Consider the following 12,492-nt stretch of genomic DNA (forward strand, 5'->3'; position numbering starts at 1 on the left):
AAACTCTTCCTTTTCAAGCTCAACATTTGTCAGGCGTCCACTCCTGCTTTTTTTGCGTACAGTTGCACAATGCTGGCCTTCATTAAGGCCGCTTTCTGCCCGCTCGTCTTTATGAAATTCTCCACCCTCTGGCGGCTGTTGGCTGCTGGCTTTGTGCTGCTCTTGCTGTTGCTGCTGGGGGGCGTGTGGCTGCTGGGGTCTACGTACGGGCGCGAACAGGCCAAGAAGCTGCTGCGCCATCGGGTGAGCGAAAACACGGATTTGGTGGTGTCGCAGTTTGAGGTGGATTTTTCGCCTCTGCGCGACTTTCCGCACTTCACCATCTCAGTGCGCAACTTTGGGCTGACTGATACGGCGCACCAGCAGCTGGTGCCCGTGCTGCGGGTAGGCCGCGCCGATGCCCGCCTGGAGCTGGGCCAAATTCTGCGCGGCAAAGTACGCGTGACGCGGCTACAGCTCACCGATGTATTTTTTCATCAACAGGTTGATTCGCTGGGCCAGCAGTGGGGCCTGCGCGGCAAGCGGCGCCACGAGGCCGGCTCTGGCCCGCCCCTCAACTTCCGGCTAGACTCTTTGGTGATCCGGCATCTGCATCTTTCTACCCGCAACGACTACAAGCACAGCACCTTTGCGGCCGAGGTGAACCAGGCGCGTCTTTCGGCGGTGGTGTATGATGGGCAAGCCCGCCTGCGCGGCACCTTGGCCGGGCAGTTGCTGTACTTGCGCACGCGAGGCAACACACTGTTTGCAGGAGAGCCGGTGCGGGCCCAGGTGCGCTACCGCTACGATTTCCGGCAGCGCCAGGGCAAGCTCTGGCACACCTACGCTACCCTCAACGGCGACACGGTGCGCGTGGGCGGCACCCACACCGCCGCTACCGACCGCGAAACCGGCTCCCGCCTCAACCTACGCATGGCCGGCGAGCAGCCACTATTGGATGTACTGCGCACCGCCCTACCTCCCAACCTGCACGCCTACCTGGCCGACGCCCGCAGCCCCAGCAAGGCGCGCATCCGTTACACCATTCAGGGTCTGAGCGGCCCTACTTCCCGCCCCCACAACGTACTTACCTTTCGGCTGCGCAATGCTCGCGTGGTGTGGCCTGACTCGGGTAGGGCCATCCGGCGCTGGGACTTGCTGGGGCGCCTCGACAACGGACCGGCCCACGCCCCTGCTACCACTACCCTCACGCTACCCCGCTGCCGCATCTACTCCACAGCAGGGCAGCTGGATGCCGCGCTTACGCTCCGCAACTTTGTGCGGCCCTACCTGGTGGGCCGGGTGCGTGGCCAGACTGAGCTGCGCAGCCTAGCTACCATTGTAGCACCGGGCCTGTGGCAGGCGCAACAAGGCACGGCTAGTCTAGATCTGCACCTGCGCGGTCTGCTTCCTACGGGTCCTAACCCGGCCCGCGCCCTACCCGCCATGCGTATGCACGGCACGGTGGGCCTGCACAATGCCGCCTTCACGGTGCCTACCCGCCACGCGCACATCACCAACCTGAACGTGCAGCTGGGCTTGCAAGACAGTCTCTGGACCCTGCGCAATCTGTCGGGGCAGCTGGCAGGCATGCGCTTTCGGGCCAATGCGCGCACGGTCTATCTGCTGGATTACCTCACTGACCAGCATCCTACCACGACCATTACGGGCCGTTTTGCGGTGGAGGAGCTGCACGTGCCGCGCCTCCGCTACCTGTTGGCCCGGCCGGCGCAGCAGCGCATAAAAGCTGCGGGCCAGGGCAATGCCGCCAAAGCCATGACCCGCTACGCCAACCTATTCCCGACGGGCCTGCACCTGGACGTGCTGCTGCGCTGCAAGCAGCTCACGCTGCCCACTGACACCCTCCACGAGCTGGCCGTGCAGGTGCGCCACGATGGGCAGCGCGTGCGGCTGACTCACCTGGCGGGCCGGGTGTGGGGTGGGCAGGTGAGCGGGCAGGCGAGCTGGCCCACCGATACCACCGGCAAAATCAGGCCCGTAGATGCACAACTGGCGTTGCGCTTTGGCACTATTAATTACCGCCAGCTGCTCACGCGCCTGAGTCGCCCGCCGGGAAAACAGCGCGCCGCCCGCCGCGCCGCTGGTGCCGACCCCGACCCTTCGTTACGCGAGCTGCTGTTGGAATCGAGCGGGCAGCTCACGTGCACCATAGACCGAGTGAATTTGCTCACGGGTGAAAGTCTGCGCAATCTGCGGCTGCGTTTCGACAAGCAGGGCCCGAGCCTGCGCGTGCCCTACCTCACCTTCCGGACCAGTGACGGAGGCGCCGGCCGGGCGCAGGCCCACGCCGACATTGAGGACTTACGTCTTACCTCAGCCCACGCCGATGTTGATTTCACCTACAGCACGCTCAACATTCAGCGGCTATTGCGGCTGCTGGCCGGCCTCAACCCACCCGATAACTTGTTTGCACCCCGTACGCCGGCCGCTCGGGCAGCGCGGCGGGCGGAGCCAACTTGGGGCGTATCGCCGCTGTTTGATGGCACCATCACTGCCCAGGTGTGCGTGTACGCCGACCGGGTGCGCTATGCCGTGTTGCAGGGCACGCAGTTTCGGCTGCGCTCTACCCTGGCGGCAGGCTCGGCCCGACTGGAGGAGTGCACGCTGCAAGCCTTTGGGGGCGACGTAGCCCTGCGCGGCCGCTTGCGCACCGATGCTGAGGCCGGACACCACCCCCTGCACGTGCAAACCCGCCTCCGCAACGTGCAGCTTCCGGCCCTGGCCGAAGTAGCCGAAGTCCTGAACCTAAATGTCTTGAGCAGCGCCAACGTGCGCGGCACCATGCAGTGCGAAGCCGACCTGCGCACCGACCTCGACGAGGAATTCCTACCCCATCTCAGCCAAACTCTGGGCTACCTCAAGACCAACATTCAGAACCTGGAGCTATTGAACGTGGTGGTACTGCAGGATGCCCTCAAGCTCATCAGCAGGGAGCGGGCCGGGCACCTCTACTTCGAGCCCGTGAAGGCCGAGTTTTTCCTGGATCGGGGCCGTATTCTGATACCCCACCTGCCTTTGCATAGCAACCTTACCAGCATGTCGGTGAGCGGGACGTACTCGCTCAATGGGCCGGCTAACCTGTACGTGGGGATGAATCCGTTTCAGGCGCTTTTCGGCAACAACCAGAAGCGCGTGGCGCGCATTCAGGCGGGCAAGCGGGTGCGGGCGGTGCGGCAGCTATTGTATATCAACCTGCACCGCGAGCAGCCCGGCCCTTTCAAGGTAGGCTTGTTCAAGAAAAAAGAGCAGCGGGAGCAACAACATAATATCAGGCAGGAATACCGCACTCTCCTGCGCCAGCAGCCGCTGGACACCACGATGCGGCTCTTGCAGTAGAAGCTTCTATGCAACGTTTCCTATTGATTTTATCTCCACTAGCTATTCAACTCTCATTTATTTACTATTCTTATGATCAGGCATTTTCATCTTGTAGGCGCTGGGCTAGTGTTGCTGTTGCCCACGTCTACGCTGGCGCAAACTGCGCCAGCAGCCAAGCCTTCCTACATACGCTTGGGGGTAGGCACTGCGAACGATGTGAGCGGCTACTACCGCTCCACACGCCTGGCGCTGGAGTACGCCCCTACCCTGTCCCAGCATTTTGGAGCGGCAGGCCGGATAGTAGGCGTTTTCGGAAAGCCTGACAACAAGTTGGAGCGACAACTACCCAACCAGGATTACAAAGCTGGCTTTGTAGAAGCAGAAGGGATTTACTACCCCTTCGGCACCGACAAGCGCATAGTATTTGGAATCGGTGCTGGTGGCTTTGCGGGCTATTATCAAAAGGATAGCTATTCCTACTTACAGGCTACATCAGGTCAGGTAAATGCATACGAATTGTATTCCTACCGAGGCCCCTATGCGGGCTACCTGTTCTCCCTCAATCTCGACGCGGCTGTAGATGCCCGTCAGTTATGGCGCGTGGGCGCGAAAGCCACCGTGCAAAATGGCCTGAACGGCGGCACAACGTTTACCTATAATCTGACGCTGGCCCGCCGTCTATGACCCTGCCTAGGTTTCCGGCAGTGGTCTGACACGCGCCACCAGCCTCTTTCAACGTCAAAAGCATACTCCCCGCTACTGTTTGTACAAATACAAGCGACAGCGGGGAGTATGCTTTTGGGGCTTTTTGAAGTAATCCGTTAAAAATCGGTCATTTCGTCGCCGCTGCGCAACTGCCCTAACTGGCGCACCGTGAGGTAGCCCAACAGCAGAAATACGCCGTAGAGCAGCGTAACGCCCCAGGTACCCAAGTGGGCAAAAGGATGCAGGATACGGCTCACAATATCGTAGAAAAGCAAGAGCGGATTGGTCACCACATCCCAGCTGTTGAAGCGCAGGTAGCGGCCCAGATACACACCAAAGCTACTCAGCAGCAGGGCCGTGGTGGCAAAGCCCCAGCCCGCGGCCGTACCCAGGCGGCGCTGCACCAGCAGTTGCATATCCAGCAGGGAGGCGTAGGCCAGCATCAGGCCATTCCAGGCGCAGGAGAGCAGCAGCGCTAGGTCGTACCAATAGGGCACGCCAGCGCGGGGGGTGAGGTGAAACAGGTCGGTGAGAATGTAGGGAGCATTGGGGAAAAACAGCAGCCACACCGCCCCTACCGGCAGCAGCACCCGCGCCCGCAGGGGCCGGTCGGTGAGGCCCAGCAACGCGCTCAGGCCAAACGGGATGAAGGCCAGAAACAGGTTCCAGAGCAAAAACACGAACGTCAGCTCCCGGGTATATACCACGCGGCAGACAATCAGCAGAAAGCTGAGCGCCAAGGAGATACCCAGCAACAAAATCAATCCGAGGCGACGGCGCAGAAACGGTACCGGGGCGTGTAGAGTAGTTGTCGACATAACGCAGAGACGGCGCCGCAGCCACGGCACCGCGGCCGGCCACCCGCCGGCTTGTTTCTCCGAAGATACAACGCCCGGCTCTAAAACCCGACGTAGCACCGGCCCGACTTCTGTAATACCTTTGCGCCCGCTTCTGCCGTACACTTCGGCTGACCCTCTCCCGTTTCCTCGCTTTCTGCCCTTTTGCTATGCGGCCTTTTTCTTTCGTTCGACTGCTGTGCGTGCTGAGCAGCGCTGTAGTGTTGCCCGTCACTGTGCCCGCGGTCTGGGCAACTCCTGTGCAGACGCCTACCCCTGCCACTCCTGAGCAGAACACCCGCTACCAGAACGGCAAGCTCTTGCTCGACCAGGGTAGCTACCCGCTAGCCATGAAGGAGCTGGAGCCCCTTACGCCGCCGGCTGCGCGTTTTGAGCGGGCACCCGAGGCCGCCTACCTCTACGCCGTAGCCGCTACCCGCCTGAAAAAGTGGGCCGAAGCCGAGCAGATGCTCAACCTGCTCCGCACCGAATACCCTACGTCGGCGCTGGTGCCCGAGGCCTTGTATCTACAGGGCCAGGTGTCGTTTGAGCAAGGCGAGCCCGACAATGCCCTGCGCTCCTTGCAGCAGCTACCTGCCGGCAAGCTAGCCGCCGAGCGCGAGGCCATGGAAACCAACTACCTCTCGCGCCTCAACGACCGCGCCCTGTTCCAGACACTGTTGCAGCGCTACCCACAAAACGCTACCCTTGGCCGCGTGTACGCCGATAAGCTGCTCGGCGGCTGGTACACGCCCGCCGACAAGGCCACCCTCACGCGGCTAGTGGAGCAGTTCAAGCTAGATCCTACCCGCTACGCGCCCCGCCAGGTAGGCGCCGCCAAGAAAAACAGCTACAACGTTGCGGTGTTGTTGCCTTTTGAATTCACTGATGCTGCCCAGGCCCGCCGCACGCAGTTCGTCACGGACTTGTACGCCGGCATGCGCCTGGCCCAGGATTCGTTGCAGCGGGAAGGCCGTCCGGTGCAGGTATTTGCCTACGATACCGGCTCCGACACCTTGCAGCTCAAGCGGGTGCTGGCCCTACCCGAGCTGGCTTCTATGGATCTGATTATCGGGCCGATCTATAAATCGGGTAGCAAGATCCTGGCCCGCTATGCCCAGCAAAAGCAAATTATTACGGTCAATCCGTTGTCGCAGGATGGGGCGCTGGTAGAAAACAACGCCTGGCACTACCTCTACGAGCCCAGCTCCACTACGCAAGGTCAGCAGGCGGCTCGCTTTGCGCTGGGCACCTTCACCAACCGTACCGCTGCCATTCTGTACGACAACACCAGCGACGATGCCGCCTTCGCCCAGGCCTATAAGGAAGCTTACGAGGCTCAGGGCGGTAAGGTGAAGCTTATGCGCCGCGCCGTAGGCACCAGCACCGACTCAGTATTTGCGCAGGGCTTCGTGGGCTTCGATCTGAAATCGGTAGGGCATTTGGTAGTGGCCTCTACGGGCCGGCGGGCGGGGCCATACACCTTCAAGCGCTTGCAGGCGCAGAAGGTAACGCTGCCCATCATCACCTACGCGGCCTGGCTGGACAACCCTAGCGTTAGCCTCAACCAACTCGACGCCCGCGACGTGTACATGCTCTACCCCCACTACCTCGACCCAGGTGCCATGGGCGTACGCCGCTTCCGCCAGCTCTATACCCAGCAGTACAACCTGCCGCCGTCGGTGTTTGCGGATATGGGCTTCGAGATGCTGTATTACTTTGCCCAGCGTCTGCACGATTACGGTCCGGCTTTTCAGCAGCAATTGTCTGATTCAGGCCCCGTTTCAGGCGCTTTGTTCCAGGGCATTGGCTACCCCGGCGGAGCGCACAGCAACCAGTACGTGCCCATTGTGAAGCTGGAGCGCATGACGGTGGAAGTACAGAACCCCGTGGGGCAGCAGTAATTTTTCAATTTGTCAGCCTGTTGCTATCTGTCATCCTGAGCTTGCGAAGGACCTTATTACGACTGAACGAGTCGATATTACGCTTGCCTTTCCAACGTGATAAGGTCCTTCGCAAGCTCAGGATGACAGATGAAAAAGACGACCTTTTTCCTACCCTTCCCGCATCTTTCCAGCCTGTTGGCTGTTCTTTTCTTTTGCCACTACACAGGCTTCGGCCTTTTTTGACTCTATGCTTTCTTCTGATTCAATCATTGCCCCTACCCTCACGCACACCCAAAGCGCGGCTCTCTTTGAGCAGGCCAAGCAGCACATCCCCGGCGGCGTAAACTCGCCGGTGCGGGCGTTCCGGGCAGTGGGCGGCCATCCGGTGTTTATGCAGTCGGCGCAGGGCGCGTGGCTGACGGACGTAGACGGCAACCGGTATATGGATTTCATCAATTCCTGGGGCCCCATGATTCTGGGTCACGCGCCGGAAGTGGTACTCCGGGCCGTGCAGGAAGCCCTACCCCACTCACTGTCGTTTGGGGCGCCTACCCGCCGCGAAGTGGAAATGGCCGAGTTGATCAAGGAGATGGTGCCCAGCATCGAGAAAGTACGGCTGGTGAACTCGGGCACCGAGGCCACCATGTCGGCCATTCGGGTGGCGCGGGGCTACACCGGCCGCTCCAAGATTCTAAAGTTTGAGGGCTGCTACCACGGCCACGGCGACTCCTTCCTGATTGCAGCCGGCTCGGGCGCTCTCACCCTGGGCACCCCCGACTCGCCCGGCGTGACCAGCGGCGTGGCCCAGGACACCCTCACGGTACCTTACAACGACCTGGAAGCCGCTCGCCAGGCCATTGAAGCTAACCCCGAGCAGATTGCTGCTCTCATTCTGGAGCCGGTAGTTGGCAACATGGGCTTGGTAGCGCCTACCGAGGGCTACCTGCAGGGCCTGCGCGACCTGTGCACCCAACACGGCATTGTGCTCATTTTTGATGAGGTGATGACTGGTTTCCGCCTGGCCCCTGGCGGCGCGCAGCAGCGCTATGGCATCGTGCCGGACATGACCACGCTGGGCAAAATCATTGGGGGCGGCATGCCGGTGGGCGCCTACGGTGGCCGTCAGGACATTATGGATCAAGTGGCGCCGGCTGGCAAAGTGTACCAGGCGGGCACCCTTTCCGGCAACCCCATTGCCACGGCCGCCGGTCTGGCCCAATTGCGCTACCTGCAAAGCCACCCTGAGGTGTATGAGCAGCTAGAGCGCACCACCACCCGCCTCGCCGACGGCACCCGCCAGATTGCCGCCGAGCTAGGTCTGAATTACACCGTAAATCAGGTAGGCTCCATGTTCAGCTTGTTCTTCACCGACCAGCCCGTTACGGACCTCGAAACCGCTAAGCAAGCTAATTTGGAAGCCTTCGGGCGCTACTTCCGTGCCATGCTTAACCGTGGTATCTACCTGGCCCCATCGCAGTTTGAGGCGCTGTTCGTGTCGACCTCTATCACCGATGAACTAGTGGAGCAGTATCTCACCACCTGCCGCGAGTCGTTGCGCGAAGCGCACGGGATGTAGGAGGTTGAAGTTGTGAATTGACAATACGTCTGTCATCCTGAGCTTGCGAAGGACCTTATCACGCCAGAACGGCTATCGTAACAACGACTCATTCTAACGTGATGAGGTCTTTCGCCGCCGCTTGATGCGCGGAATGCTCAGGATGACAGACGTACTTTTATTCACCACTTCACAAACTCACAATTTCACCATTTCACCACTCACCATTTCCCTACCTTTGCGGCAAATCTGCGCCGCCATGTTTCAAGTTCGCTTTTTGCTTTGGGTTGTATTGCTGATAGGATGGGCACCAGTGGCAGGGTGGGCACAAACCGAAACGCCCGCTGTAGCCAACAAGCGCCTGTTTGACCGCACCGTGGATGAGCTGAACTTCCGTACCATGGAAACGGTCTACGATAAGACCTTCACGCGGCGGAAGTTTCCGGTGTCGTTGCGCACGCAGCAGCAACGCAAGCAGTTCGACGACTTCAACGGCAATACAGACCTGAAGAAGCTGTTTTTGAATTACAACGACCTATCGGAGCGCTTCAAGAGCCGTTTTGGCAAGGGCCGCACGGATTTGGCGGAGTTCGAGCGTCAGCTCAATGGTCTGCTCATCGACAAGAATTTCGAGTTCTTTATCAGCGTTATCCCGCGCGATGAGCGTATTGCTCTCATTCGGGCCGAGCAGCGTATCATCAAGCAAGCCACGGCCCAGTTCAACGCCTCGCAGGACCCAACACCGGATGAGTTGGCCACCGACGCGGCCACTGTGCCGCCGGCTGATGGCACCGCCCTACCCTCCGGCGATGCCGCTGAGCTGGAGGACGTAGCTCCCCAGCCGGAAGTGGTGGTACCCAATTCGGGCGGCCCTATCATCCGCTCCGCCGACGTTCCCAGCACGCATGATTGGTTTGACTACCTCACGCTAGCCCTGGCCTTGGGCAGCTCTTTGGGCCTGCTCTACGTGCTCACCAGCGTGCTGCCCGAAATGCGCGCCCGTCTCAACGAGCTAGACCCTACCCACGCTACCCGCTCCTCCGACCCGCTCCCCTCCGACCGCTACGAGGACGAATAATCTTTAATTAATAATTAAAAATCAAGAATTAAGAAGACGCTTACTCCTTGCTTTTTCAACGAGTATTTGATCGTCTTTACACGCTTCATTTTTAGTTATTAATTCTTAATTTTTAATTGAAAACATGATTCTCACCGATCAGCAGATTCTCGCCGAAATTGAGCGGGGCAATATTGTTATTGAACCGTTTGAGCGGGGCTGCCTCGGCACCAACTCCTACGATGTGCACCTGGGCCGCTACCTGGCCACGTACAAGGACAGCGTATTGGATGCCCGTAAACACAATGAAATCAGCACGTTTGAGATTCCGAAAGAAGGCTTTGTGCTGGAGCCCGGTGTGTTGTACCTGGGCGTGACGGAAGAGTACACCGAGAGCCACGCGCACGTGCCCTTTCTGGAAGGCAAGAGCAGCGTAGGACGTCTGGGCATCGATATTCATGCCACGGCCGGCAAGGGCGACATTGGCTTCTGCAACACCTGGACGCTGGAAATCAGCGTCTCGATGCCTGTGCGTGTGTACCACGGCATGCCCGTGGGGCAGCTGATTTACTTTGCGGTGCAAGGCGACGTGCAGACGTTCTACAACCGCAAAGCCAACGCTAAGTATAACGACCGCACCGACAAACCAGTGGAGTCGATGATGTGGAAGAACAGCTTCTAATTCGGATACCAGCGACAAAACGTCCTATCGACCATTCTGCCCCTTGAGTAGAATGGTCGATAGGACGTTCCGGTTTAATATCTCAGCTAAACTACTTTGTGCCTGTCTGCGTTAGAAAGAACGCGCTGGTGGGTAGTGCCTTAGCGGCACCAGCCGGCAACTGATGTTGAACTGCTCCTACTTTATATCCATGAAAAAGCAATTTGCTACCGTTGTGCTTGCTCTTGTAGCAGCTCTTGGCGCGCAGGCGCAGCAGGTTTCCACGGTTATTCCCCGCGACAAAACGCAGAGTACGCCCCGCCTGAACTCCCAGGAAATCAAGGCCGACCGTCTTTCCGCGCAAATGGCCCGCGACCTGCGCCTGAATGGCTATCAATCCGGCCGGGTACAGGCCATCAATGCCGAGCAGGCTAAAAAAATGGCCACCATCGCGCAGCAAAACGCTGGCAACCAAAAAGCTATTGATCAGCAGTGTGATGAAGTGTGCCGGCAGCGCGATGACGCGTTGCGCAGTGTGCTCAGCAATGAACAATACACCAGCTATTACAGTCAGCGCTCTGCCTACAACAAAGTAGCAAAGGACTTCGCTCTGCAAAATGCCGACGCGCAGTTTGTGAAGTCGGTGCGCGACCCTGCGCCGGTCAGCTCCAATGGTGCTACTATTGGCCCAGCCAAAAACACCGCCGACCCGCGCCCAGCGGCTACCCGTGCCCGCGGCGCCACCAAGGCCGACGGCAGCCGTTAGTCTGTCGTTTTCTTACGCAAAAGGCCCCGCTACGCAGTGTAGCGGGGCCTTTTGCGTAAGCGCGGAGCAATATGGGCTATTTGGCTTTGCGCTCCTCTTCCTCGATGTGGTCCATCAACTCGCGGCACACCTCGCGGATGCGACGGGCCATCTTGTCGTCGCTGGTGGCCGTTTGCAGGCTCTCGGCCATGGCGCCCATGGTATCCACGTAGAAACGCTTCATTTCGTCTACGGGCATATCCTTGGTCCACAGGTCAATCTTCATGGTACCGCGCTCGTCCCGGTCCCACAGGGCAATATTGATGGCCTTGGCAAAATGAATGTTTGGCCCCGCATCGGTGGCCTGCCAGCTGATGGCCTCGGGCACCTTCTGGTCGTCGAGGGCGATGCTAAAGTTGATTTCAGATTTCTTCATAGTGAATGGGTAAATGGTTGAATGGCCAAATAGTTTTCAATTCAACCACTCAAAAGAAAAAGCAAATTGATTTGACACGAAAAATGGTTAGCCGCAAGCACGACCAACCATTTCACAAACAAACAATTCAGCCCTTATACATAGTTGTTCAACATCACGGGCATCACCAGCATCAGGATGTTTTCGTTGTCATCCGGGGTGGTGGGCATCAGCAGGCCGGCGCGGTTGGGCGTGCTCAGCTCCAAGGTAATTTCCTCAGAATCGATATTCGACAGCATCTCTTGCAGGAAGCGGGCATTGAAACCGATTTCCATGTCCTCGCCATCGTACTGGCAGGCCAGCACTTCTTTGGCCTCGTTGGAGAAGTCTAGGTCCTCGGCCGAAACCGTCAGCTCGGAGCCAGCCAAACGCAGGCGCACCTGGTGAGTGGTCTTGTTGGAGTAAATGCTGATGCGCTTCACCGTGTTCAAAATCTCCTGCCGACCAATGATGAGGCGGTTGGGGTTGCTTACGGGAATTACATTTTCGTAATCGGGGTAGCGCTCATCAATCAGGCGGCACACTAGGCGCATCTGGTTGAAGCTAAAGAATGCGTTGGAGGTATTGAACTCCACCGTCACGGGCGTAGCCTCGGAAGGTAGGGCGCCTTTCAGCAGATTGAATGCCTTGCGCGGAATGATGATGTTGGCAGTCTGACCCGCGCCCACATCGGAGCGACGGTAGCGCAGCAAGCGGTGACCATCGGTGGCTACGAAGGTCACTTGGTTGTCGGCCAACTGCACCAGGATGCCGGTCATGGCCGGGCGCAGCTCGTCGGTGCTTACGGCGAAAATGGTCTTGTTGATAGCGCGCGCCAGCGACGACGACGGAATCTCTACCGGCGCCGAGCCTTTCACAACGGGCACACGGGGGAAGTCGGTAGCATTTTCGCCGGCCAGCTTGTAGCGACCGTTGGCCGAGGCAATCTCAATGGTATAAGTTTCCTCGTCCAGCGTGAAGGTCACGGGCTGGTCAGGTAGGTTCTTGAGCGTGTCAAGCAGGATGCGCGCCGGAGCCGCAATACGGCCGCTTTCGCGGGCCTCCACGGGCAGCTCCGTTATCATCGACGTTTCCAGATCGGAGGCCGTAATCGTCAGCTTGCCGTCCTCAATTTCGAAGAGAAAGTTCTCCAGAATAGGCACCACAGGGTTGTTCGTGACTACACCGTTGATGCTCTGAAGCTGCTTGAGCAAGGCAGAAGACGAAACGATAAATTTCATATGGGCGGGGCGTTGAGGCTTGGTGAAGTAGAGA

10 protein-coding genes are annotated in these 12,492 nt (G+C 59.0%); 7 read left to right on the top strand and 3 right to left on the bottom strand.

Annotated features, from left to right (window positions below):
• Positions 1 to 111: 111 nt before the first annotated feature.
• Together MUN82_RS10530 and MUN82_RS10535 are read left to right on the top strand one after the other, a co-directional pair.
• Complete coding sequence (locus MUN82_RS10530) at positions 112 to 3,336, top strand: AsmA-like C-terminal region-containing protein (protein WP_245097323.1); 3,225 nt, start codon at positions 112 to 114, stop codon at positions 3,334 to 3,336.
• Positions 3,337 to 3,408: 72 nt separating this feature from the next.
• Positions 3,409 to 4,002: a hypothetical protein gene (locus MUN82_RS10535; protein WP_245097325.1), complete on the top strand. Its 594-nt coding sequence runs from the start codon at positions 3,409 to 3,411 to the stop codon at positions 4,000 to 4,002.
• Between the two features lie 137 nt (positions 4,003 to 4,139).
• On the opposite strand, the gene MUN82_RS10540 is transcribed toward MUN82_RS10535, so the two are convergent.
• Positions 4,140 to 4,841, bottom strand: a complete 702-nt coding sequence (locus MUN82_RS10540) for a DUF1361 domain-containing protein (RefSeq protein ID WP_245097327.1) — start codon at positions 4,839 to 4,841, stop codon at positions 4,140 to 4,142.
• Between the two features lie 188 nt (positions 4,842 to 5,029).
• Here MUN82_RS10540 and MUN82_RS10545 point away from each other — a divergent pair, with 188 nt between their 5' ends.
• The 5 genes from MUN82_RS10545 to MUN82_RS10565 all read left to right on the top strand — a co-directional run bounded on the left by MUN82_RS10545 (position 5,030) and on the right by MUN82_RS10565 (position 10,784).
• Complete coding sequence (locus tag MUN82_RS10545) at positions 5,030 to 6,763, top strand: ABC transporter substrate-binding protein (RefSeq protein WP_245097329.1); 1,734 nt, start codon at positions 5,030 to 5,032, stop codon at positions 6,761 to 6,763.
• A 229-nt stretch (positions 6,764 to 6,992) separates the two neighbouring features.
• On the top strand, positions 6,993 to 8,321 hold the full coding sequence (gene hemL, locus MUN82_RS10550; protein WP_245097331.1) for a glutamate-1-semialdehyde 2,1-aminomutase: 1,329 nt from the start codon (positions 6,993 to 6,995) through the stop codon (positions 8,319 to 8,321).
• 238 nt (positions 8,322 to 8,559) lie between these two features.
• Positions 8,560 to 9,378 carry a hypothetical protein gene (locus MUN82_RS10555; RefSeq protein ID WP_245097333.1) on the top strand — a complete coding sequence of 273 codons (819 nt, stop codon included), beginning with the start codon at positions 8,560 to 8,562 and terminating at the stop codon, positions 9,376 to 9,378.
• Between the two features lie 124 nt (positions 9,379 to 9,502).
• A complete protein-coding gene (gene dcd, locus MUN82_RS10560; protein ID WP_245097335.1) occupies positions 9,503 to 10,039 on the top strand; it encodes a dCTP deaminase in 537 nt (178 codons plus the stop codon).
• 190 nt (positions 10,040 to 10,229) lie between these two features.
• Complete coding sequence (locus MUN82_RS10565; protein ID WP_245097337.1) at positions 10,230 to 10,784, top strand: DUF4890 domain-containing protein; 555 nt, start codon at positions 10,230 to 10,232, stop codon at positions 10,782 to 10,784.
• A gap of 76 nt (positions 10,785 to 10,860) precedes the next feature.
• Here MUN82_RS10565 and gldC read toward each other — a convergent pair whose 3' ends face one another.
• Both gldC and dnaN read right to left on the bottom strand, forming a co-directional pair.
• Positions 10,861 to 11,199 (bottom strand): gliding motility protein GldC, encoded by a 339-nt coding sequence (gene gldC, locus MUN82_RS10570; RefSeq protein WP_245097339.1) that lies wholly within the window; start codon positions 11,197 to 11,199, stop codon positions 10,861 to 10,863.
• Positions 11,200 to 11,333: 134 nt separating this feature from the next.
• A complete protein-coding gene (dnaN, locus tag MUN82_RS10575) occupies positions 11,334 to 12,458 on the bottom strand; it encodes a DNA polymerase III subunit beta (RefSeq protein ID WP_245097341.1) in 1,125 nt (374 codons plus the stop codon).
• Positions 12,459 to 12,492 lie beyond the last annotated feature (34 nt).

It is taken from the genome of Hymenobacter aerilatus (assembly GCF_022921095.1).
Classification (GTDB): Bacteria; Bacteroidota; Bacteroidia; order Cytophagales; family Hymenobacteraceae; genus Hymenobacter; species Hymenobacter aerilatus.

What these genes read in the sequence shown, in the direction of transcription:
- MUN82_RS10535 (WP_245097325.1), top strand. Translation starts at nt 3,409, where the DNA reads ATGATCAGGCATTTTCATCTTGTAGGCGCTGGGCTAGTGTTGCTGTTG.
- MUN82_RS10530 (WP_245097323.1), top strand. Translation starts at nt 112, where the DNA reads ATGAAATTCTCCACCCTCTGGCGGCTGTTGGCTGCTGGCTTTGTGCTG.
- gldC (WP_245097339.1), bottom strand. Translation starts at nt 11,199, where the DNA reads ATGAAGAAATCTGAAATCAACTTTAGCATCGCCCTCGACGACCAGAAG.
- MUN82_RS10555 (WP_245097333.1), top strand. Translation starts at nt 8,560, where the DNA reads ATGTTTCAAGTTCGCTTTTTGCTTTGGGTTGTATTGCTGATAGGATGG.
- dnaN (WP_245097341.1), bottom strand. Translation starts at nt 12,458, where the DNA reads ATGAAATTTATCGTTTCGTCTTCTGCCTTGCTCAAGCAGCTTCAGAGC.
- MUN82_RS10545 (WP_245097329.1), top strand. Translation starts at nt 5,030, where the DNA reads ATGCGGCCTTTTTCTTTCGTTCGACTGCTGTGCGTGCTGAGCAGCGCT.
- hemL (WP_245097331.1), top strand. Translation starts at nt 6,993, where the DNA reads ATGCTTTCTTCTGATTCAATCATTGCCCCTACCCTCACGCACACCCAA.
- MUN82_RS10540 (WP_245097327.1), bottom strand. Translation starts at nt 4,841, where the DNA reads ATGTCGACAACTACTCTACACGCCCCGGTACCGTTTCTGCGCCGTCGC.
- dcd (WP_245097335.1), top strand. Translation starts at nt 9,503, where the DNA reads ATGATTCTCACCGATCAGCAGATTCTCGCCGAAATTGAGCGGGGCAAT.
- MUN82_RS10565 (WP_245097337.1), top strand. Translation starts at nt 10,230, where the DNA reads ATGAAAAAGCAATTTGCTACCGTTGTGCTTGCTCTTGTAGCAGCTCTT.